General features: G+C 38.5%; 23 protein-coding genes. 5 read left to right on the forward strand and 18 right to left on the reverse strand.

The features are described 5' to 3' along the window. Positions 1 to 5: 5 nt before the first annotated feature. Both QZ620_RS03765 and QZ620_RS03770 read right to left on the reverse strand, forming a co-directional pair. Positions 6 to 362: a phage holin family protein gene (locus tag QZ620_RS03765; RefSeq protein WP_141877250.1), complete on the reverse strand. Its 357-nt coding sequence runs from the start codon at positions 360 to 362 to the stop codon at positions 6 to 8. 51 nt (positions 363 to 413) lie between these two features. Continuing rightward, entirely contained in the window at positions 414 to 1,058 is a 645-nt protein-coding gene (locus tag QZ620_RS03770) for an ElyC/SanA/YdcF family protein (RefSeq protein WP_295179241.1), read from the reverse strand. Positions 1,059 to 1,178: 120 nt separating this feature from the next. On the opposite strand from QZ620_RS03770, the gene QZ620_RS03775 reads away from it, so the two are divergent. Next, positions 1,179 to 1,811, forward strand: a complete 633-nt coding sequence (locus QZ620_RS03775; RefSeq protein ID WP_295179243.1) for an NAD(P)H-dependent oxidoreductase — start codon at positions 1,179 to 1,181, stop codon at positions 1,809 to 1,811. On the opposite strand, the gene ribB is transcribed toward QZ620_RS03775, so the two are convergent. The 12 genes from ribB to QZ620_RS03835 form a co-directional block, all read right to left on the reverse strand. After that, positions 1,808 to 2,956, reverse strand: a complete 1,149-nt coding sequence (gene ribB, locus QZ620_RS03780; protein WP_295179245.1) for a 3,4-dihydroxy-2-butanone-4-phosphate synthase — start codon at positions 2,954 to 2,956, stop codon at positions 1,808 to 1,810. The genes QZ620_RS03775 and ribB overlap by 4 nt on opposite strands. Before the next feature lie 31 nt (positions 2,957 to 2,987). Continuing rightward, positions 2,988 to 4,433, reverse strand: coding sequence for an LptF/LptG family permease (locus QZ620_RS03785; protein WP_295179247.1), 1,446 nt, complete (start codon positions 4,431 to 4,433; stop codon positions 2,988 to 2,990). 1 nt (position 4,434) lies between these two features. Continuing rightward, positions 4,435 to 5,076 (reverse strand): outer membrane lipoprotein carrier protein LolA, encoded by a 642-nt coding sequence (locus tag QZ620_RS03790; RefSeq protein ID WP_295179249.1) that lies wholly within the window; start codon positions 5,074 to 5,076, stop codon positions 4,435 to 4,437. 10 nt (positions 5,077 to 5,086) lie between these two features. Then, complete coding sequence (locus tag QZ620_RS03795) at positions 5,087 to 7,468, reverse strand: DNA translocase FtsK (protein ID WP_295179251.1); 2,382 nt, start codon at positions 7,466 to 7,468, stop codon at positions 5,087 to 5,089. A gap of 112 nt (positions 7,469 to 7,580) precedes the next feature. Then, positions 7,581 to 8,576, reverse strand: coding sequence for an alpha/beta hydrolase (locus tag QZ620_RS03800; protein ID WP_295179253.1), 996 nt, complete (start codon positions 8,574 to 8,576; stop codon positions 7,581 to 7,583). 11 nt (positions 8,577 to 8,587) lie between these two features. After that, positions 8,588 to 8,953, reverse strand: coding sequence for a diacylglycerol kinase family protein (locus QZ620_RS03805; protein WP_295179255.1), 366 nt, complete (start codon positions 8,951 to 8,953; stop codon positions 8,588 to 8,590). Then, positions 8,953 to 9,453 carry a thiol peroxidase gene (gene tpx / locus QZ620_RS03810; RefSeq protein ID WP_295179257.1) on the reverse strand — a complete coding sequence of 167 codons (501 nt, stop codon included), beginning with the start codon at positions 9,451 to 9,453 and terminating at the stop codon, positions 8,953 to 8,955. The genes QZ620_RS03805 and tpx overlap by 1 nt, the downstream gene beginning before the upstream one ends. Before the next feature lie 125 nt (positions 9,454 to 9,578). Then, on the reverse strand, positions 9,579 to 9,827 hold the full coding sequence (locus tag QZ620_RS03815) for a hypothetical protein (RefSeq protein WP_295179259.1): 249 nt from the start codon (positions 9,825 to 9,827) through the stop codon (positions 9,579 to 9,581). After that, a complete protein-coding gene (locus QZ620_RS03820) occupies positions 9,808 to 10,122 on the reverse strand; it encodes a thioredoxin family protein (RefSeq protein ID WP_141877261.1) in 315 nt (104 codons plus the stop codon). Before QZ620_RS03820 ends, QZ620_RS03815 begins: the two co-directional genes overlap by 20 nt. Before the next feature lie 37 nt (positions 10,123 to 10,159). Next, positions 10,160 to 10,798, reverse strand: a complete 639-nt coding sequence (locus QZ620_RS03825) for a peroxiredoxin (RefSeq protein WP_141877262.1) — start codon at positions 10,796 to 10,798, stop codon at positions 10,160 to 10,162. 202 nt (positions 10,799 to 11,000) lie between these two features. Beyond that, positions 11,001 to 12,473 carry a Na+/H+ antiporter NhaC gene (gene nhaC, locus QZ620_RS03830; RefSeq protein WP_295179263.1) on the reverse strand — a complete coding sequence of 491 codons (1,473 nt, stop codon included), beginning with the start codon at positions 12,471 to 12,473 and terminating at the stop codon, positions 11,001 to 11,003. 156 nt (positions 12,474 to 12,629) lie between these two features. After that, a complete protein-coding gene (locus QZ620_RS03835; protein WP_295179265.1) occupies positions 12,630 to 13,844 on the reverse strand; it encodes an aminotransferase class I/II-fold pyridoxal phosphate-dependent enzyme in 1,215 nt (404 codons plus the stop codon). Between the two features lie 179 nt (positions 13,845 to 14,023). On the opposite strand from QZ620_RS03835, the gene QZ620_RS03840 reads away from it, so the two are divergent. Continuing rightward, positions 14,024 to 14,482, forward strand: a complete 459-nt coding sequence (locus QZ620_RS03840; RefSeq protein WP_295179267.1) for an Lrp/AsnC family transcriptional regulator — start codon at positions 14,024 to 14,026, stop codon at positions 14,480 to 14,482. A gap of 101 nt (positions 14,483 to 14,583) precedes the next feature. After that, positions 14,584 to 15,987: a dihydrolipoyl dehydrogenase gene (gene lpdA / locus QZ620_RS03845; RefSeq protein ID WP_295179269.1), complete on the forward strand. Its 1,404-nt coding sequence runs from the start codon at positions 14,584 to 14,586 to the stop codon at positions 15,985 to 15,987. 195 nt (positions 15,988 to 16,182) lie between these two features. Here the strand turns inward: lpdA and QZ620_RS03850 are convergent, their stop codons facing one another. Continuing rightward, a complete protein-coding gene (locus tag QZ620_RS03850) occupies positions 16,183 to 16,893 on the reverse strand; it encodes a LytTR family DNA-binding domain-containing protein (RefSeq protein WP_295179271.1) in 711 nt (236 codons plus the stop codon). After that, a complete protein-coding gene (locus QZ620_RS03855; protein WP_295179273.1) occupies positions 16,886 to 17,962 on the reverse strand; it encodes a histidine kinase in 1,077 nt (358 codons plus the stop codon). The genes QZ620_RS03850 and QZ620_RS03855 overlap by 8 nt, the downstream gene beginning before the upstream one ends. Before the next feature lie 208 nt (positions 17,963 to 18,170). Here QZ620_RS03855 and QZ620_RS03860 point away from each other — a divergent pair, with 208 nt between their 5' ends. Beyond that, complete coding sequence (locus QZ620_RS03860; protein WP_295179275.1) at positions 18,171 to 18,614, forward strand: MotA/TolQ/ExbB proton channel family protein; 444 nt, start codon at positions 18,171 to 18,173, stop codon at positions 18,612 to 18,614. A gap of 278 nt (positions 18,615 to 18,892) precedes the next feature. On the opposite strand, the gene QZ620_RS03865 is transcribed toward QZ620_RS03860, so the two are convergent. Then, positions 18,893 to 20,236, reverse strand: a complete 1,344-nt coding sequence (locus QZ620_RS03865; protein WP_295179277.1) for a DEAD/DEAH box helicase — start codon at positions 20,234 to 20,236, stop codon at positions 18,893 to 18,895. A gap of 60 nt (positions 20,237 to 20,296) precedes the next feature. Continuing rightward, positions 20,297 to 21,181, reverse strand: coding sequence for an aldose 1-epimerase family protein (locus QZ620_RS03870; protein ID WP_295179279.1), 885 nt, complete (start codon positions 21,179 to 21,181; stop codon positions 20,297 to 20,299). Positions 21,182 to 21,264: 83 nt separating this feature from the next. Between QZ620_RS03870 and QZ620_RS03875 the strand changes: the two genes are divergently transcribed. Beyond that, a partial coding sequence (locus QZ620_RS03875) for an NAD(P)H-dependent oxidoreductase (RefSeq protein WP_295179281.1) occupies positions 21,265 to 21,443 on the forward strand: 179 nt, incomplete at its 3' end.

Here is a 21,443-nt window from a genome sequence, read left to right on the forward strand (position 1 = left end):
TATTTTTAAAATAAAAGTGCATCTACAATCGCTCCTACGATTGCGATCAGGATCGCTAACCACAAGCTTGGTAGAAAACCTTCAGTTTTGAAATCTGAAGTTAATTTGTCTGCTATTTCTATTACGATCGCATAGGCGACCACTCGAGTGATAAAGCCTAGTCCAAGGAAGTAGAAAATTCCGAGTGTAGCAATATTTAATACGGCGGTAAGTAACCAGCTCAATAGAAAGCTTAATACTCCAATGATCAATGCAACAATCAGTGCAGATTTGAAGCCATTAAGATGAACTTTACTTAGAAATTTCGCAGCGATTAGCAGGACGACTGCATCCAGTACGATATGGATAATCCATTGTAACATAATTTTGGTTTTAAAGTTAATTACTACGAATATACTTAAAAAAGCTTCAGATTAATCTTCGGAAGAATCGAGCCTGTATTCCATCGTACTGGGTTCTTTATTGATCAAAACTTCCCAGAGAGCCTTAACATTTGCCAGTTTCTCTCTTTGCTTCAGCCTGTATTCGGTTTGGTAAGTACGTTGATCTGCCGTAAAACCGAAGTAATTAAATCCCAGCTGATCCGAAATGAAAAGTGCTCTGGGCAAATGGAATTCTTGAGTAACAACAGTAGCATTCTCTATATTGAAAAGTTTTCCCGCCCTGTACATGCTGTCATAAGTATCCAGTCCTGCGTGATCTGAGGTAATCCGGTTTTGAGGAATACCTCGTTCCCGAAGATAGGAAACCATGGCAGCGATCTCATTATAATCTTCGGTTCGATGATCACCAGTTACATGAAAATTCTTGACCTTGTTACTGCGATATAATTTAATAGCGGTATCTACGCGATCCTTTAAAATTGGAGATAATTTACCATCAGAATGGACACTTGCACCCAGAACAATTACTGTCTCTCTGGGAGGTATTTTAGAAATATCAGAATAAATATCTTCTGAAGTGTGTCTCAAGAAAATGGCTTCAATACCCAGGATGGTAAAGATGATAAGCACAATTCCAATGACAGAGAATAAGATGAATTTTTTAAGTTTTTTCATTTCTCTGGATGAATATAAGGTCGAAGATAGCCATAAATAATTGGATGTATCAGATTAATCGATAGCTAACGTAAATGTTCTTTTCATCATTGTGTACCTTTGTATTTTAAGATCATAATTATGAGTAATTTAAAAGCGCTGAACTGGCGTTACGCTACTAAAAAGTTTGATGATTCCAGAATTCTTTCCGAAGAAAAACTGGAGATCCTTAAGCATGCATTTAATCTCACTGCCACTTCCTATGGGTTACAACCATTAAAGATGCTGGTAATTAGCAATAAAGAGGTTCAAAAACAGCTTACAGAATTCTCAATGAATCAGCAGCAGGTAAGTACCGCTTCTCATGTACTGGTGATCTGTACTGAAAAAAATGTAGATGAGAAGTTTATATCAGGATACTTCCAACGTGTCAAGAATTTAAGAGACACACCAGATGAGCTTTTACAGCCTTTTCACAATTTTCTGGTAGATGATTTTAAGAATAAGGCAATCGAAGAAATTGAAGCATGGGCCCGTAATCAGGCATACCTGGCTTTAGGAACACTGTTGACCGTATGCGCTACTGAAGAAATAGACGCCTGTCCCATGGAAGGTTTTGAGCCTGAAAAATATGATGATTTCCTTAAACTTGGAGATAAAAATCTGCAGTCGGTACTTGTACTTCCCGTCGGTTATCGTGCTAAGGATGATTTCTTTTCAGAATTAAAAAAAGTACGTCGCCCGCTGGAAGAGGTGATCATTGAAATGGATTAATACTCTACGTATTCTTTGATCTCCAGACCGTAACCAATCATTCCGACTCTTTTAGTTTGCTGAGAATTTGATAGCAACCTGATCTTATGGATTTCAAGATCATGAAGAATCTGTGCTCCAATTCCAAAATCTTTAATGTCCATCTTCACTGGAGGCGCTTTAATTTCTCCTTGCTTCTGACTTTCTTTCAATTCCGTAATCCTGGATAAGAGGTTTGGAGATGGGTTAGCCGGATTAATAAAAACGATCGCACCACGACCTTCATCGTTGATCGCCTTAAACATTCCATCCAGTTTTTTATCTGCATTATTAGTCAAAGTGCCTAGGATATCATTGTTTACCATGGTTGAATTCACTCGTACAAGAATGTCTTCGTCGGTCTTCCATGAACCCTTAGTCAATGCTATATGAACCTGTGAATTGGTAGTTTGTTTGTAAGCGCGAAGCCTGAATTTTCCAAATCTTGTATCCAGCTCAAAATCCTCTTTTTTCTCTATAAGACTATCATGCTGCATTCTATAGGCAACAAGATCTTCGATAGAAACGATCTTTAGATCAAACTTTTTGGCGACTTCCAGCAACTGAGGTAAACGCGCCATGGTTCCATCTTCATTCATGATTTCCACGATGACTCCGGCAGGTTCGAAACCGGCAAGTCTTGCAAAGTCTATCGCTGCTTCGGTATGACCTGTTCTACGTAAAACTCCACCTTCTTTGGCTTTCAGCGGAAAAATGTGTCCTGGTCTGTTAAGATCCTGCGGTTTTGTTTCAGGATCTATCAGGCTTTTGATGGTTTGAGCTCTGTCTGAAGCTGAAATACCCGTAGTTACACCTTTTCCTCTCAGGTCAACCGAAATCGTAAATGCGGTTTCCATAGGATCGGTATTATTACCAACCATCATTTCCAGTTTTAGATCATTACATTTTTTCTCGGTCAAAGGAGCACAAATGAGTCCGCGGCCATGAGTAGCCATGAAATTGATCATCTCTGGAGTAACCATTTTTGCAGCGGCTAGAAAATCACCTTCATTTTCCCGGTCGATATCATCTACTACAATGATCACCTTCCCGGCGCGAATATCATCAATAGCTTCCTGAATAGTATCTAGTTTGACCTGATACTGGTTGTTTTCTACCTCTGCCATAGTTCCAATTTTATGGCTGCAAAGATATTTATTATGATTTACTTTTGTTCCGAATCGCTCCGGCTTTTTTGAAGAGTTTTTTTATAGGATCTGTAAGGCTGTCAAAAGCTAATAATCCCTGATCTGTGGTAGCTCTGTATGTTAGGAAAACACCAAGCGGGAGCATGATCCAGGTAGGCAGCCATGTAGCCACAAAAGCAGGAACACTTCCATTCTCTGCTGAATTTTTCGTGAAAATCCCTATAAAGTGATAAGTAAGAAAGAGCAGGATCGCAACTACGATAGGTAAACCAATTCCACCTTTCCTGATAATGGCTCCAAGAGGAGCTCCTACAAAGAATAGTACGATACAGGCAATTCCAAGAGCATATTTTTCATGTAATGCGATTTCAAATTTATTGATTTGCTTTACATTGTTTCTAAACTCCTGCTTCTGCATTCCCAGATGGGCAATAGCGCTGTTTACAGTTCCTAGTGCCAGGTTGGAAATTTGTGCCGCATCGTAAGTGTTGTAATGTGAAAGGATGCTTTCTTCAGTAGAAACAACAGTATCCTTCGGCTTTAAATTATTCTGAACATTAACGATCCCGGAACGATCATACATATTAGATTTAAGGCTAGCCAATTTAGTGTTGTAGTTGACTGAAAATGAATCTATGCTTTCACTCAGTTCTGAAATTTTCAACATTCCGTGAGTGGAATTATAGTTTTGATCCTCCAGATCTACATTATTGAAATTCGAGAGATCTATATTGATGATATATTCGTCAAAATAGGTCTTCGTAAATGGTTTTCTTTTCCTCTTTTGATAATCTGAAGGTGTTACTTCATCGTAGTAGTTTCCTTCCTTCAGAATTAGAGAAAGTACATCAGAATTAGTACTTCCAACCAGTTCGCCTTCTCGCGCTTTGATCACCGTAGTATTTCCACCACTTTTCTCCTTCTGATGAATAATTACATCGGTAAGAAACTGATCATTCTCACCACTTTTTTCTTCTACTTTAATATTAAAAGTTCCAATATCATTGAAAATTCCTTCAGAAATAGCCATGGCAGGCTTTAACTGAGCTATATTCTTTCGAAGATTGATCGATTTGAATTCTGCTGCGGGAATCACATTATTGGCGAAAAAGAACGCAGTAAGACTTACCAAAACTATAAATACGGTAAGACTACGCATTGCGCGACCTAAAGAAATACCTGAAGACTTCATGGCGGCAAATTCATAATTTTCAGCAAAAGAACCGAAAGTCATGATGGAAGTAAGCAGAATGGTGAGCGGTAACACTAAAGGCACCAGCTTAGGTGAGAAGTAAAGTAAAAACTTCAGGATTACTTCTGTATCCAGGTCTTTACCAGCAAGTTCACCTATGTACAACCATATCGTTTGGAGTACAAAGATGAACATCAGTATTATGAAGACCGAGAAAAATGTTTTTAAAAAGCTGGTAAGTATGTACCGGTCGAGTATCTTCAATTTAGTCTAATCTATTGATATAAAAGTCGCTGTATCTAGCTTCGTTAAAGGTAAATAGATTTTTTGCAAGTGGTTGATCTGTCTTGAAACTTTTCACAGTGATCGTCACTTTAGTTCCGTTCTCCTGGGTCTGGATCATATTGTAAATATGCTTGGTTTGAGTATCGATCCCAAGAAGAATATTCTTGATCTCAGCTTTGCTATCTTTTGGTGTAAGTTTTACATACTGGATCTCTCTGCCTTTCACATTCTGAGTGATATCCATCTTGTAGTTATACCCATTTTGATAAAATGTGAACATTTTTGAAGGTGTAATACTGTTGCTATCTTCCTCAACATAATTGGAAATGTTGATCTCCTCATCTTCCGGAATGATCGTATAGATCTTTTTACCGTCAAACATCTGCGTGGTTCCCATTAAATTCAACAAGTATTTTTCCCCGTCAATACTAACATCTCCTCGAGTTTCCTGGCTCACATTCTCAGCTTCATTTTCCAGTGAATATTTGAATTCTATAACCATATTGTCATAATTCCTCACCTTTGCTGAAACATCATTTAGTAATTTCTGAGCTTTTGATGCTTCCTGCGCCTGTACTCCAAAACTGAGTATAGCTGCCAAAATAAATACTAATCTTTTCATTCTAATTTTTTTAGTCTGGTTTTTCATTTAATAGTTGATCGAGCGCTACCATATCTGTAATTAAAACCTGTCTTGCCTTACTTCCTTCAAACGGACCAACGATGCCAGCGGCTTCCAGTTGATCTATTATTCTACCTGCACGGTTATACCCAAGTTTCAATTTACGCTGAAGCAAAGAAGCTGAGCCCTGCTGGGCGGTTACGATTACTTCTGCAGCTTCGCGAAACAGCTTGTCTCGCTCGCTCACATCTATATCAAGTCCTGTGCCACTTTCCTCGCTTTCGTAGGCCGGAAGCAGGTGAGCTTCAGGGTAAGCTTTTTGCGAACCAATGAATTCGGTGATCTTGTCTACCTCTGGAGTATCCACAAATGCACACTGTAGTCTCTTAAGTTCATTCCCCTGCGTAAACAACATATCTCCACGACCAATTAATTGATCTGCTCCCTGGCTATCCAGAATAGTCCTGGAATCGATCTTGGACGTTACTCTGAAAGCTACTCTGGCCGGGAAGTTTGCCTTTATGATTCCGGTAATTACGTTCACCGAAGGTCTTTGAGTTGCAATGATCAAATGAATTCCAATAGCACGTGCTAGCTGCGCCAGTCTGGCAATTGGCGTTTCCACTTCCTTCCCGGCGGTCATGATCAAATCTGCAAATTCATCCACTACCAAAACGATATATGGCAGGAATTTGTGTCCGTCGTTCGGATTTAACTTTCTTGCCTTGAACTTCGTATTGTATTCCTTTAAGTTACGGCACATGGCATCCTTTAAAAGATTGTATCGATCATCCATTTCGATACATAAAGAATTCAGGGTGTTGATCACTTTTGTATTATCTGTGATGATCGCTTCACCATCATCTGGAAGTTTTGCGAGGTAGTGGCGCTCTATCTTATTGAATAAGGTAAGTTCTACTTTTTTAGGATCTACCAGGACAAATTTTACTTCAGCAGGATGCTTGGCATATAGCAGCGATGTTAGAATTGCATTCAAACCAACAGATTTACCCTGTCCGGTAGCACCCGCCATCAACATATGTGGCATTTTCGCCAGGTCGACTACGAAGGTTTCGTTACTTATCGTTTTACCCAAAGCTAGCGGTAATTCCATCTCTGCATTCTGAAATTTAGGTGAAGCGATCACCGAACGCATGGATACTATGCTGGCATTTTTATTTGGTACTTCAATACCAATGGTTCCTTTACCCGGAATTGGAGCAATAATTCTGATTCCAAGTGCAGAAAGCGAAAGAGCAATATCATCCTCAAGATTTTTGATCTTCGAAATACGAATCCCGGCTTCAGGGACGATCTCATATAAGGTTACTGTTGGACCAACGGTTGCTTTGATCTGTGCAATTTCTATCTTATAATTCTTGAGCGTATCAACGATACGATTCTTGTTTTCTTCCAGTTCTTCCTGGTTGATCGTGATAGTACCGCCGTAATCTTTAAGCAGTTCGATCGTGGGAAATTTGTAATTCTTCAGCTCCAGGGTTGGGTCAAATTCACCAAAATCCTTTACCAGTTTCTGACTCAGGTTATCTTCTTCTTCCTCTTCAGGAGCAGCTTCAACTTCCATTGCCACATTATCCTCTTCCACCGGAGCTTTTACTTCCATCTTCGGAATAGCTTCCGGGCTGTTTTTCTTCTCAGGCTTCTTTTCAGGTTTGCTGCTTAGGTCAACTTCTGCCGGTTTTTCTTCGTCTTTTGGTAAGACTAATTCTTTTTTCCATTCAATTTCTTCTTCAGTTTCTGAAACACTGGCCTGATGCTTTTGCATTGCGGTCTGAAGTTCCTGTTTACCAGAATTAAGGTAAGAACCAACCATTTCCGGTGTGACTTTGAGTCGTATCGCTAGGTAAGCAATTAGCAGAAATAGCATTAATAGAATGCTTCCGAAGAAGCCAAGATAATCCTGTAAAAAATCATTGGTTTCATAACCGATTCTACCTCCCAGAAGTGCATTTTTTTCAGCAAAATAACCAAGAACTACAGAGAGCCAGATCATCACCAGAATTCCCCAGAACCAGTATTTCCTCAGGCTGGAAATCTTAAATCCAAAGAATAAATAAATGCCGCTTAACAGTATTAAAAATGCGATAGAGAAAGAGGCTAGTCCGAAGCCTTTATATACGAAAAAATCACTTACAGATGCACCAAATTTACTCAACCAGTTCCTGGCTTCAACATCACGATTCCCAAGTTCCTGGAGTACGCTCTGGTCTGCCTGCCAGTTAAAAAGAAAAGATATGAAGGCGACTATAAGACCCAGACCAAATAGCATAAGAAAACTTCCAAGCACTACTTTTTGCTGCCTGTTGAGGCTAAAAGATAATTTACTGGATTTTTTTGTTGTTTTCCTGGTCTTAGGTTTCTTTTTGGCCATAGGTAGGTTGACGAATTTCGGCAAAAATACAAATTAGCCTTATCCAAATTAAGGAAAAAAAACTTCAATTTTCAAAGTTGCCCCGATTACAAGTCGTAAACGACTGGTTTTACTATTTATTCTTTAAGTAGGGTAGAAGTGCTGCTGTAAATTTATCGAAAGCTTCAATATGTGGTAAGTGTCCGGTATCTGGAATTTCCACCAATTTCGCATTCGGTATTTTGTTTTCGGTTATTTCTCCGAGTTCATCGTATAATCCCATGCTCGCTTTTACTTTCTTACTCACCAGGTTTTTACCCAAAGCTGTTCGATCCCGGGTCCCAATGATTAATAATGTTGGCATTTGCAGATTCTTAAACTCATAAACTACAGGTTGCGTAAGGATCATATCATAGGTGAGTGCGGCATTCCAGGCTATCAATGGATACTTTTCATTCAATGTCCATCCCGCAAGTAATTTAGCCCACTGTGCATAATCATCATTCCAATCGCCAGCATAATAGCTTTCCTGCTGGTATGACTTGATACCCTGGTAGTTTTTATCCAATTCCTGCTCATACCAGTCGTCTATACTTTGATATGGAATTTTGGTCTTCCAGTCTTCAAGTCCTATTGGGTTGAGTAAAACAAGTTTACTAGTTATTTCGGCATACATCAAAGCAAAACGGGTGGCCAGCATGCCTCCCATAGAATGACCTAAAATAGAGGTCTTCGCGATCCCAAGTGTATCGATAAGCTTTTTGGTGTTTTCTGCCAGTTGCTGAAACGTATACTGGAAATGTTCTGGTTTGCTGGACTTTCCAAACCCTATCTGGTCTGGCACCAGCACATTGTACCCTGATTTTTGAAGAGTATCTATGGTAGTTTGCCAGTATGCGCCGTTGAAATTTTTGCCGTGTAATAAGACTACGGTTTCACCATTTGGATTCTCCGCCTCTATGTGCATATAAGCCATAGAATAGGTGCTGTTCTGAATATTAAGTTCGAGAAAATTTACATTATAAGGATATTCATAATTCTTAAGATCTATGTCCAATTCCGGCAGTTCCTGAGTTGTAACAGAAAATACGGTACACAGGCAGAGAACATATATTAGATACTGCTTCATGTAGTGGGGTATTAACTGGTTAAATAAGGAATATAGATAAATCCCGCGATGACGATCGCGATTATTGCAGCGATAAACACAGCACCTGCAGCAATGTCTTTAATATGCCCGATCTTATTATGAAAGTCGGGATGTACAAAGTCTGCCATTGCTTCTATGGCTGAATTCAATCCTTCTGCAGACATGACCATTCCAATTGCTACGAATTGAAACATCCATTCTGTTCTGGTAATATCAAAATACCAACCCGCAATGCAAACCAAAATCGAAATGACAAATTGCACCTGTATGCTGGCTTCATGGCTAAGCAGCAGTAGTGCACCTTTTAAGGCGTATCCTCCTCCTCTGATTCTCTTTCCGAGGAAAGTGTTTTTCATTATAACAGTGTTTTCAGCGCAGCAAGATAGTCTGGTTCATCCTCGATTTGAGGTACTTGCTGGGAATGTATCACTTTAGCATCTTCATCAAGAACCACTACTGCACGAGATAATAAACCTTCAAAGGGTCCGTCAAGAATTTCAACACCATAGTCCTTACCAAAATTTCTATCACGAAAATCTGATAAATTTACGACCTGGTTCAATTCCTCATCGCTTACAAATCTTTGTTGAGCAAAAGGCAGATCCCTGGAAATACAAAGTATTACGGTATCTTTTAATTCTGAAGCTCTCTTGTTGAAGTTGCGAACTGAAGTCGCGCAAACTCCGGTATCAATACTTGGAAAGATATTGAGAATAACTCGCTTTCCTTTAAAATCATCCAGGGTTCCAATCGAAAGATCAGATTTAATTAATTCAAAATGAGGAGCTTTCTCATCTAGTGCTGGAAGTGAGCCGTATGTAGTTACAGTTTCTCCACCAAGTTCAATCTTTGCCATTTCTATTCATATATTAGATTGCTAAATTTATAGGATTGTGTTTCGGTTATTACTAAAATTATCATAAAACAACAAAGGCTGTTTCACAATGAAACAGCCTTTGCTATCTGGTTTATCAAAAAGGATTATTTGTCTATAGACCCTAAAACTTTCTTGACAAAATTATTAGCAGCATCCCTTTCAGGAGTACCGTCTTCTATCATTTTATGCACTTCTACAGCACCACAAAGATTTGTAAGTAATTCACCAATCACGTCCATTTCTTCTTCAGAAACTGAACGGTGTTCGGTAAAGCTTTCGAGTACATCAATCGTACTTTCAAGTTTGTTTACATCGTTGTTTCGCTGTAAATGCTTAATTACTGGTAACTTCATCTACTAAGTTTTTTAATTGGTCAAACTTATTCGTTTGAACCTGATTCTTAAAACTTCCATTTTTAAAGGTTGCAAATGTTGGAAGGTTATCCACTTTCGCCAGTTTTCTCGATTCCGGATACTTTTCAGCATCAACAAGAATAAACTGTGCATTTTCATGCTCTGCAGATAACTTCTTGAATTTTGGCTTCATTAAACGACAGTTTCCACACCATCCCGCCATGTACTGTACTACCACAGTATCATTATCATTTACAATCTCACTTAAGTTATCCTGATCTAATTCCTTAATCATAGCAATTTTTTTAATATTATTAATTCAGGGACACTTCTTAGTTAAGGCTTAAGTATGATGCAACTCCTTCGCGGTCTGCATTCATTCCTTCTTTACCTTCTTCCCAGTTTGCTGGACAAACCTCACCTTTCTCCTGTACGTGTGTATAAGCATCAATCAATCTTAGGAATTCGTTGACGTTTCTCCCAAGTGGCATATGGTTTACACCTTCATGGAAAATTGTTCCTTCCTCATCGATCAGGTAAGTTGCTCTGTAAGTCACGTTATCACCTTCAAGAGTTACAGCTCCTGTTTCATCATCATAAGTTTCGCTCATGATGTCAAGGATATCAAGTCTTGAACTTAGATTACGGTTGCTATCTGCAAGAATTGGGTAAGTTACACCTTCAATTCCACCATTATCCTTAGGAGTGTTCAACCATGCGAAATGAACTTCAGGAGTATCACAAGATGCTCCAACTACCATTACATTTCTCTTTTCGAACTCAGCCATTGCATTTTGAAATGCATGTAGCTCTGTAGGACATACGAACGTAAAGTCTTTTGGGTACCAGAATAATAGAACTTTCTTATTATTCTTCTGAGCCTCTTCCAAAATGTTTAATTTGAAAGTATCACCCATTTCGTTCATTGCGTCTACACTAAGATTTGGAAATTTTTTTCCTACTAAAGCCATATTATTATATTTTTTAAAATTAAAAATGTTCTTTTTGTACGCTGCAAAAGTATCATCTTTACTGCGTTTTCAGGAGCTTTCAAATTTTATGATTTTATCACACAATAGAGCCTGTCTATGCATTGTAAAATCAATGATAGCGACACTCTATAACCATCAAATACTCAGAAATTTAGCAGTTATTCTAAGGTTTTGACAATGATTATTTGGTAGAAATTTTTCTAATTTTTAGTCCGATGGCAGCGAAAAGAAGGGTCATAAATGGACTCAAATAATTGAAGAAAGCGTAACCAGCATAGGAAAGTACAGGAACACCCAGAACTCCACTATGATAAGCTCCACAAGTATTCCATGGAATAAGTACAGAAGTCACTGTTCCCGAATCTTCAAGACTACGACTAAGGTTTTCCGGTGCAAGGCCTTTATCCTTATAAGCTTTTGCAAACATTTTTCCCGGTACTACAATAGCCAGGTATTGGTCTGAAGCGGTTACGTTCAAGGCAAGACAACTAAATACGGTACTAGCAAACAATCCAAAGGTGGTATGGAATAGATTCAGAAGGGCTTTACTGATTCTGGATAAGGCTCCAATTGCTTCCATAATTCCGCCAAATACCATGGCACAAATGATCAACCAGATAGTTCCTAGCATTCCCTGCATTCCGCTGGAAGCAAACAGGTCATTAAGAGTTTCAGAATCGGTTTCTACCGCGGTGTCTACCGTGATGGCATTCATGAGTCCTTTATATCCACTAATAAAATTAAGTTCATTCATTCCACTTACTGCCAGTACAATGTCTGGTTGTACAATAAGAGCGGCAACCGCTCCGGCAAGAGTTCCAACTAATAATGCGATAAGCGGGGATGTTTTTTTAACGATCAGAAATATGACGATCACTGGTACAATGAACAACCATGGCGTGATGGTAAAGCTTTTTTCTATGGAAGCCAGTATTGCAGATGTATCAGTAGTTCCACTCGTGTCCAGGTTAAGTCCGATAATTATAAAGGCAATAAGGGTAATTGTGATCGTAGGCACTGTGGTTAATGCCATATATTTTATATGTGTAAAAAGATCTGTTCCCGCCATAGCCGGAGCAAGATTTGTAGTATCACTTAAAGGAGACATTTTATCCCCAAAATAGGCTCCAGAAAGAATTGCACCCGCCGTCATGCCCAATCCAATTCCCAGCGCATCAGCGATCCCGATCAGGGCGATACCAACGGTAGCTGAAGTTGTCCAGCTACTTCCTGTAGCCACAGAGATCACAGAACATATAACAACACAGGCAGCCAGAAAAATCGTAGGATTTAGAATTAATAGTCCGTAATAGATCATAGTAGGGATAATTCCACTAATAAGCCAGGTTCCTGCGAGAGCTCCTACCATCAATAAAATAAGAATCGCTCCGGAAGTGCTTTGAATATTGCCGGCAACTTCATCAACCATGGTATCAAACTTTACTTTATTGAAGTAACCAACGATCGCGGCAACGGCTCCTCCAAGTAATAGAATGAATTGGTTAGAACCTCCAAGAGCATCATCACCGAAAACGAAAACATTGAAAGCTAACATAGCAACAAGAATAAGTACCGGAATTAATGCTTCCCAGATACTTAATTCCTTATTCTCAATTACAGGTTCATTTTCAGGATTTGCAGCAGAGTTTTCCATTCAGGAGATTCTATTTTTAAGGCATAAATAAAGCCTTAGGGTATTCTGAAAATCGTCAGATCTACCTTAAGGCTTGGAAATTTATAACCGGTCGTTAATGTTGTTCATATTTTTATGAACGTAATTTTACGACATTCGGCTTAATCCTGCAAAATTTTAGACCATTTCAGCACTTAGAATACCTACTTCTTCCATACAATCTTTCATCATTTCATAAGTTCTTGCAATATCATTATCCAACCCTATGGAAAATCGAATTAAACCATCACTTAATCCCATTTCTTTCTGCTCTTCTTCAGGAATTTCCGAAGAGGTTGAAGTTCCGGGCGCGCTGAACAGGGTTTTGTAAAATCCTAAACTTACAGCCAGATAGCCCAGATTTCTTTCCTGCATAAGTTCCATCAATTCATTTGCTTTATCCAGTGAACCAACATCGAGGGTCAGCATCCCGCCAAACCCATAAGATTCGTTCATCATGGTTTTGAAAGTTTCATGTCCTGGATGGGATTCCAATCCCGGATATACAGTTTTCAACCCATCCTCCTGAAATTTATGAGCCAGGAACATTGCATTGTGACTATGTTGCGTCATGCGAATATGTAGGGTTCGTAAATTTTTCAGAATAGAGGCAGCACGCAGACTATCCATAGTTGGACCCAGTAGCATAGCTGCGCCATCATTTACATTTCTAAGGTCGTTTATAAATTCCGTAGTGCCACAAACAACTCCGCCAACAGTATCACTGCTACCGTTGATAAATTTCGTTAAACTATGAATCACCACATCTGCACCAAGTTTAATCGGACTAATAGAAAGTGGTGAAAATGTATTGTCTACTACCAGTTTTGAATTAGAAGCTTTAGAGATTTTAGCCAGGGCTTCTAGATCTGCGATTTCAAGTAATGGATTGCTCACACTCTCGCAGTAGATCACTTTTGTATTCTTCTGAAGAGCATTCTGCACCAATTCAGGTTTAGTGATATCTACAAATGTGGTTTCAATGCCAAATTTTGGTGCGAAATTCTTCAGAAATGCATAAGTGCCGCCATAAACGGTTCTGCTACAAACAATATGGTCACCGGCATTGCAAAGCTGCATAAGAACCGATGTGATCGCACCCATCCCGGAAGCAGAGACATTAGCAGATTCTGTTCCTTCCATTGCTGCGAGTGCTTCGCCCAAATAAAGATTGGATGGGGAGGAATGCCGGGAATATAAGTAACAACCTTCGGCATTACCTTCAAAGGTATCGAACATGGTTTTGGCTGAAAGAAAAGTGTAAGTTGAAGAATCTGATATAGAAGGGTTCACACCTCCAAATTCTCCAAAATATTGTAAGTCCTGAATGTGATCTGCTGGTTTGTATTTCATGATTTCTGAATTTATATATTCAAATTTCTGATAAAACCGACTTAAGAACAAGTAATATAGGTATGAGTAGAATATAAAACTATGAAGTGGTAGTATTATAGATTAAATATCTAATTTTATAGTCTGCAGATAATTTTAACCGAAAAATTTTAAGTTCAGACACCCAAAAAAATAGGCGTATGAAAATTGATGAGCTAGATAAAAGAATTTTAAAGCACCTTCAGGAGGATAGCAAAAAGACGAATAAGGAGATTGCGAATGACCTGAAACTTTCAATTACTGCGATTTACGAACGTATTAAAAAGCTGGAACGCGATGGAATCATTGCGAAATATGTTGCATTGGTGAACCCGGAGAATGTCGGGAAGGGTTTTATGGTTCTTTGCCAGATCAAACTTATTCAGCACAAAAAAGAAATACTTACAAAATTCGAAAAGGATATCACCAGTCTGCCCGAAGTTATCGAATGTTTACATGTGAGCGGAGACTATGATTATATATTGAAAGTTCTGGTAAAAGACATGGATGAATATCGTGAATTTATGGTAGCTAAGCTTACCAGCCTGGATCATATTGGGAGTACAAAAAGTGTCTTTACGATCAACAAGGTGAAGCAAAGCACGATCATTAATCTGTAATTCTTAAAATTTTGTCAGGACTCTCAGGTGCATTGGTCATTGTAGAGAATAGTCGTACTTTTGTAATCAATTTGTTCAAAAATTAGTAAAAACATACAATTATGAGTACATATGATGTTGCAGTTATAGGATCGGGACCAGGTGGATACGTTGCTGCGATTCGCTGCGCACAACTTGGGATGAAAACTGCGATCATAGAGAAATATTCCACACTTGGTGGGACCTGTTTAAACGTAGGTTGTATTCCAAGTAAAGCTCTACTTGATTCCTCACACCATTTTGAGGATGCGATCAAACATTTTGAAGACCATGGTATCGAAATTCCGGGAGAGGTAAAGCTTAACCTGGAAAAAATGATGGATAGAAAATCATCTGTTGTTCAGCAAACCTGTGACGGAGTGAAATTCCTTATGGATAAGAACAAGATCGATGTTTATGAAGGAGTAGGTTCTTTTGAAGATAAGACTCACATCAAGATCGAAGGAGAAGGAGATACCAAAACTATAGAAGCGAAAAAAATTATTATTGCCACAGGTTCTAAACCGGCAAGTCTTCCTTTTATTGAACTGGATAAGGAAAGAGTGATCACTTCTACGGAAGCACTTAAACTTAAAGAGGTTCCTAAACACATGATCGTAATTGGTGGTGGTGTGATCGGGCTGGAATTGGGGCAGGTTTATCATCGCCTGGGAGCTGAAGTAACGGTTGTTGAATATTTGGATCGTATCATTCCTACTATGGATAGCGCACTTTCCAAAGAGCTGCAGAAAGTTTTAAAGAAGCAGGGAATCAAATTCCACGTAAGTACCAAAGTGAAGTCTGTTGAAAGAAACGGTGACGAGATCACGATAAAAGCAGATGATAAAAAAGATAAGGAAATCGAGATAAAAGGAGATTACTGCCTTGTTTCTGTAGGAAGAAAACCTTTTACAATTGGTTTGAACGTAGATGCTGCAGGAGTTGAACTTGATGATAAAGGTAGAGTGAAGGTAAACGAGCATTTACAAACCAATGTAGATAATATCTATGCAATTGGAGATGTGGTGCGAGGTGCCATGCTTGCTCATAAAGCTGAAGAAGAAGGAACGATGGTTGCCGAATTGATCGCGGGTCAAAAACCTCATATCGATTATAACCTGATTCCGGGAGTAGTCTACACCTGGCCTGAAGTTGCTTCAGTTGGAAAAACTGAGGAGCAATTAAAGGAAATGGGAGTGAAGTACAAGGAAGGTAAATTTCCTATGCGAGCTTTAGGACGTTCAAGAGCCAGTGGAGACATTGACGGGCTTATAAAGATCCTTGCTGATGAAAAGACCGATGAGGTTCTTGGAGTGCACATGATTGGCGCAAGAACTGCAGATCTTATTGCTGAAGCGGTTACCGCTATGGAATTCAGAGCTTCTGCGGAAGATATAGCGAGAATGAGCCATGCTCACCCGACCTATGCTGAAGCTGTTAAGGAAGCCGCTCTTGCCGCTACTGAAAACAGAGCTTTGCATATCTAGAGTAAGATAAATTACGGTATATTTTTAAGCCCGGACGTTATGATGTCCGGGCTTTATTTTTTTAAATCATTAATCTTTAATCCAATGATTGTTCCCGATATTGAAATTAAGCCTACTATTGAAGGCTTTAGGAATGGTGAAGATGAATTGCTTAATAAATCAATCGATATAATTGAAGATTCTAAAAAATTGTAACTAAGAGAATTTTTTCATTTCTCTTAGTAGATTCTCCTTATAAGTCCGACTAATTGGTAACGACTTATTCTCTATAACCAATTCTTCATGAGAATACGATTCAATTTTACTGATGTTAATAATATATGATCTATGAATTCTTAGAAAATTAGCATCTGGAAGTTTCTCTTCAATGGAGGAAATTGTCTCTCTGGTAACTTTCGTGCCTTCGGTGGTTTTTATTTTCAGGTAATCGCTCAAACTTTCTATCCATAAGATCTTCTGAAAATCTATTTTATGCATTTTCCGGTCGATCTTAACAAAAAAGAACTCATTGGAAGAAGCAGGCAGATTTTCGTTTGTTTGAAAAGAATAGAGGTGCCTGAAATTATTAACGGCATCAAGAAATCTTTCGAAGGAAATAGGTTTAAGTAAATAATCTGCTGCGTGAAGATCAAATCCCTCGATCGCAAATTCTCTGTAAGCGGTGGTGAAAATGATCTTAATATCCTTATTGATAGATTTTGCAAATGCGATCCCTGAAATTCCAGGCATGTTGATATCCAGAAAAATCAGGTCAATTTTGTTGGAACTAATACAATTAAAAGCCTCTGTAGCATTCCGGCAAGCCTGTACGATCTCCAGGAAATCTATCTTTGAAATATGATTTTTCAGAATGTCCAGGGCAACAGGTTCATCATCTACTATCAAACAGCGAATGTTATCAGGCATAAACAGTATTTTTGGAGAATTTCAGCATCAATCTTACGTAATAATGATCTGGTCTGGTCTCAATATCAAGTTGATAATTATTCTCATATAGCAGATCAAGTCTTCGTTTAATATTTTCAAGACCAATACCATTTTCTGAATGTTCTGCTGAGAGCTGAGCTTTTGAATTTTCTATCAAAAACATTAATTGGTCATTCTTTACTTTTATTTTAATGCTGATTTCCAATTTTCCATCGGCGCCACGACCATGCTTGAAACAATTTTCTACAAAAGGCAATAATAACATGGGCGCAATCTGAATTTCTTCTATGAATTCCTCGATTTCAAAATCAACGATGAGGAGCTCCTGAAAGCGTTTTTTTTCCAGATCAATATAGTTAGTGATATGTTTTATTTCATCCTTCAGCGAGACCACTGGCTTTTTGGTTTGGTAAAGAATATAATCCAGTAAATCTGAAAGTTGCAGGATCATTTCTGACGTAGTATGATGATTGGCTAAACTCAATCCGTAAATAGTATTTAGCGAATTAAAGAGAAAATGAGGATGAATCTGCATCTTCAGATATTGAAGCTCCTGTTCTTTTAATTTCAACTGCGCTTCCAGGATCCTGTTCTTCAATTCTTCATTCTTAGCTGCAGTAGAATAATTATACTTCAGCAGACTAAACGCGGAAGCAAGCGCCACTAACAGATAGACGCTAATCATGACATAAATAAGGCTTTTTGTAATAGGAAAACTTCCCTGATATTCATAACCGGAAGTCAGCACCTTGGCGTAAAAAGCCGAAATTGTGATATAGCAGGCTGAAATTACAAGTGCAGCTAAGCTATATAGACCAAATTGCAAATACTTTTTCGGAATAAGATATCGAGGAATGATCCTGTAAATAAATGTATAGGTGGTCAAAATGGTGACAGGAAGAAAAAAAGATGAAAAGTTCATTACCTGCCTGAATTCTGAATCTTCAAACCCAAAAAAGAAGGTGAAATAAAGCAAGACCACGAGCCAGAAAAGGCTGTGTAGTAGAAATTTCCTTCCCATTCCCAGGATGATCGAACTTAGTTTCATTAGTGAATAAAAATGTGACTTAATTTCGGTTAATAAAAATTAATGCGACGAATTACTATTTTAAGGAGCTGGATAACATCGCTTTCAGAATAGAACTGGAAAAATTCGGTAAATGGTAGAATCGGCTCAAAAACACGTAACTGGTCTCAATTCTATATTTTAAAACTAACTTCCTCCTAAGTTTGCTATCATTAACTAATAAAACTAAATGATGATTTTACTAAGTAGTATTCTTTTTCAAAACCCGGGTTTCTTTCAGCAGCTTGGTGATCGAATTAATGAAGGTGGACCACTGGCTATGAGCCTTATCTTAATTTCACTCTTTATTATAATATTCCTGGTCGTTCGGGCAGCAATCAATGTATCTGCAGTTGGGCATAAATTTCGAAAGAACATTTCTCTTATTAATCAATTGGCATTGATCGCATTGGTGATCGGACTTTTCACTCAATTTGTAGGCCTGATACAGATCTTTGATGCTTTTGAGTCTCTTCATAACGTCAACCCGGCAATGTTTGCAGCAGGGCTTAAAGTGAGTTTACTGGCTCCGTTGTTCGGTGGATTTACCTTCCTGTTTGGTAGGATCTCCAGTTTTATTCTCAACTGGATCCGAAAGTCTGATCTCGATGCCAATACGACCAACACTTACTAGCTCTTATCAATTATCCTTATGCGAACAGCCATAACCCTGAAGGATAACAACGTGCAGCAAATTTTATGGCGCTTTATTATTTTTCATTTTCGTAGAGAAACATTCACTACATTTAACCGTTAATTCTAATTTTAGAAATCATGGCGAAAGAAAAATCACCTTCAAAGAATTCAGCTAAGAAAGAACCTGTGCTGAGTTTAAAAGAAAAGAGAGCAGCGAAGGCAGCAAAGAAGAAAAACAGATCATAAACATAAAGGAGCGCAAATGCGCTCCTTTTTTTATTTTTTCCATCTCCGGTTGGCGTTCTTGTCACCACGGGTTTTTGGTTTCTTATATTTCTTGGCAATTTCCCGGCGATAACTACCTCCAAGATTTACCTTTTTGTTCTTGTCCTTTTTCTCGTGAAAGGCAGGTCCTGCTTCCTGATCATCTGAATGCGGATTATAAATCTCTATGGATCTTGGCTTTTCTTCCTCGATCAATTCTGTAGAAATTTCAACAGCCTCTGGGATCGAATTTTCCGGAATTTGCATATCCATCAGGGTTTCGATCTTTTCGTAATTTTCGGCTTCAGCTTCGGTCTTAAAAATAATCGCAACACCTTTCTTTTCTGCCCGACCGGTACGACCAATACGGTGCATATAGTTTTCAGGATAATGCGGAGTATCAAGGTTGATCACGTGTGATACATTCTCGATATCCAGACCACGAGCCATGACATCTGTAGAGATCATGATACGCGTACGACCTTCAGCAAATTCCTGCAGACTGTTAAGTCGGTAATTCTGACTCTTGCCTGTATGAACCATACTTACCTGATGCCTGAATTCGGCATTCAGAATGTCATATAGTTTATCAGCAAAACGCTTGTCGGTCGTGAAAATCAAGACTTTTTTATATTCATCCTCATCGGTGAACAGCTCTTTAAAAAGATTCGCCTTCGTATTGAAGTTAGGAACTTTATAAGCTCGCTGCTCTATATTTTCAAGAGGTGTACCACTTACGGCAACCGATATTTTCTCGGGAGTTTTAAAGTTTGCGTCGATCATCGCTTCCACGGTTTCGGTCATAGTTGCCGAAAACATAATACTTTGTCTGTTCTGCGGAAGCAATTCGAGGATATTATTCACCTGGAATTTGAATCCAAGATCCAGCATCACATCCACTTCATCGATCACGAATTTCTGAATGGATTTTAACTGAACAGCTCTACGGAGTACAAGATCATACAATCGTCGTGGAGTTGCTACCAGAATGTCCTGTCCCTGCATTAAATCCTGGTGTTGCGTATTAATGTTCACGCCACCATAGATCCCTGAAATTCGTACATTAATATACTTTGCGATCTTTTCTATTTCCTCAACAACCTGAACAACAAGTTCACGGGTTGGAACAAGAATCAAGATCCTGGGATTTTTTTGTTCCGAATATTTGAGCATTCTTAAAAGTGGAAGCAAGTAGGCAAAGGTCTTACCAGTTCCCGTTTGCGCGATCCCAACAACATCCCGTCCAGACATGATCGATGAAAACGCCTGTTCCTGGATTGGTGTAGGTGTCTGGAAATTAAGATCTTCCAATGCATTACGCAATGGAGTGTTTAGGTTTAGATCCTGAAAGCTCAAAGTATAAGTTTTTATTTTTGCAAAGGTACTGCTTAACGTGCTAACCTGCACATTTATATACTAGTAAATGCTAATCTGGTAACTAGCCTTAAAATCATCATTCGCATTCAGCACTTCATTCCCAGCTTTTTCCTTGAAATTTTTACTAGAATTTGCAAGATCTGTATAGCCAAGCCATGGTTCGATACAAACGTAGGATGCGTTTGGTTTTGCCCAGATTCCAAGGTCTTTAAAATCTTCAAATTCAACTCTTAAAATAGCACCTTCAGTTTTGCTATGTAGCTCTACTTTTTTTGATTTAATACTTCGGAAGATCAATGCGTCCTTGTCGAAAAGATCTGATCTAAGTTGCAGGTTTTGCTCATTTTTAAGTATCACTTCCTCTTTCTCACCAAGTAAGCCGTTTTCATCAAGGATCTCCGTCTTGAGGTTTAATTTCTGGTCAAACTGAAGGGAATAATCTTCAATTTTTTCACCTTCAGAATAGAGAATATTGAAGGCTGGATGACCTCCAAGTGAGAAATATAAAGGCTTTTCATCAAGATTGATAATATGATGTTTTACTTCCAGTTGCTTATCCTTCAGAATAAAATAGATCCTGAAGGCAAATTTAAATGGATACATCTTCAAAGTTTCTTCAGAATAAAGAAGCTCGAAAACAAGCTGATCTTCAGTTCTCTCTTTTAGTCTTATCTGATCGTTATGCCGTATGATTCCATGTTTTGGTAGACTATAAGTTGCGCCTTCAAATTGATATTCCCCATCTTTCAGCATTCCAATAATTGGAAAAAGATTAGGCGCATGACTTCCCCAAACATCTGGATTTGCCTGCCAGATATGTTCTCTTCCAGATTTTTTATTCAGAATACTGCAAAGCTCGGCGCCGGTTTCCAGAACTCCGATCTTTAGATGTTCATTCTCTATATAATGAGTGGTCCTCTCCATAATTTTTATTTCAGTTACTCTCTTACCAGATTTTTAAACGAAAAGCTAAGATAAATTTTCAGTAATTTTAGAGAAAATCAAACATGAAAAAGATTCTCGCCTTCGCCGGTTCTAACAGTAGTACTTCCATAAATCAAAGACTTCTGGATCATATCACAGGACGTATTCAGGGACATGAGATTAAAATGCTTCAATTAACCGATTTTCCTTTGCCAGTTTATGATGAAGATATCGAAAAGGAATCGGGAATTCCAATGAACGC

Origin of the sequence: uncultured Christiangramia sp. (assembly GCF_913046405.1) — a bacterium.
GTDB classification, from domain to species: domain Bacteria; phylum Bacteroidota; class Bacteroidia; order Flavobacteriales; family Flavobacteriaceae; genus Christiangramia; species Christiangramia marina.

Excerpts from the sequence above, each read along its gene's own strand:
- QZ620_RS03765 (WP_141877250.1), bottom strand. The coding sequence starts at position 362 with ATGTTACAATGGATTATCCATATCGTACTGGATGCAGTCGTCCTGCTA.
- QZ620_RS03770 (WP_295179241.1), bottom strand. The coding sequence starts at position 1,058 with ATGAAAAAACTTAAAAAATTCATCTTATTCTCTGTCATTGGAATTGTG.
- QZ620_RS03775 (WP_295179243.1), top strand. The coding sequence starts at position 1,179 with ATGAGTAATTTAAAAGCGCTGAACTGGCGTTACGCTACTAAAAAGTTT.
- ribB (WP_295179245.1), bottom strand. The coding sequence starts at position 2,956 with ATGGCAGAGGTAGAAAACAACCAGTATCAGGTCAAACTAGATACTATT.
- QZ620_RS03790 (WP_295179249.1), bottom strand. The coding sequence starts at position 5,076 with ATGAAAAGATTAGTATTTATTTTGGCAGCTATACTCAGTTTTGGAGTA.
- QZ620_RS03795 (WP_295179251.1), bottom strand. The coding sequence starts at position 7,468 with ATGGCCAAAAAGAAACCTAAGACCAGGAAAACAACAAAAAAATCCAGT.
- QZ620_RS03800 (WP_295179253.1), bottom strand. The coding sequence starts at position 8,576 with ATGAAGCAGTATCTAATATATGTTCTCTGCCTGTGTACCGTATTTTCT.
- QZ620_RS03805 (WP_295179255.1), bottom strand. The coding sequence starts at position 8,953 with ATGAAAAACACTTTCCTCGGAAAGAGAATCAGAGGAGGAGGATACGCC.
- tpx (WP_295179257.1), bottom strand. The coding sequence starts at position 9,453 with ATGGCAAAGATTGAACTTGGTGGAGAAACTGTAACTACATACGGCTCA.
- QZ620_RS03815 (WP_295179259.1), bottom strand. The coding sequence starts at position 9,827 with ATGAAGTTACCAGTAATTAAGCATTTACAGCGAAACAACGATGTAAAC.
- QZ620_RS03820 (WP_141877261.1), bottom strand. The coding sequence starts at position 10,122 with ATGATTAAGGAATTAGATCAGGATAACTTAAGTGAGATTGTAAATGAT.
- QZ620_RS03825 (WP_141877262.1), bottom strand. The coding sequence starts at position 10,798 with ATGGCTTTAGTAGGAAAAAAATTTCCAAATCTTAGTGTAGACGCAATG.
- nhaC (WP_295179263.1), bottom strand. The coding sequence starts at position 12,473 with ATGGAAAACTCTGCTGCAAATCCTGAAAATGAACCTGTAATTGAGAAT.
- QZ620_RS03835 (WP_295179265.1), bottom strand. The coding sequence starts at position 13,844 with ATGAAATACAAACCAGCAGATCACATTCAGGACTTACAATATTTTGGA.
- QZ620_RS03840 (WP_295179267.1), top strand. The coding sequence starts at position 14,024 with ATGAAAATTGATGAGCTAGATAAAAGAATTTTAAAGCACCTTCAGGAG.
- lpdA (WP_295179269.1), top strand. The coding sequence starts at position 14,584 with ATGAGTACATATGATGTTGCAGTTATAGGATCGGGACCAGGTGGATAC.
- QZ620_RS03850 (WP_295179271.1), bottom strand. The coding sequence starts at position 16,893 with ATGCCTGATAACATTCGCTGTTTGATAGTAGATGATGAACCTGTTGCC.
- QZ620_RS03855 (WP_295179273.1), bottom strand. The coding sequence starts at position 17,962 with ATGAAACTAAGTTCGATCATCCTGGGAATGGGAAGGAAATTTCTACTA.
- QZ620_RS03860 (WP_295179275.1), top strand. The coding sequence starts at position 18,171 with ATGATGATTTTACTAAGTAGTATTCTTTTTCAAAACCCGGGTTTCTTT.
- QZ620_RS03870 (WP_295179279.1), bottom strand. The coding sequence starts at position 21,181 with ATGGAGAGGACCACTCATTATATAGAGAATGAACATCTAAAGATCGGA.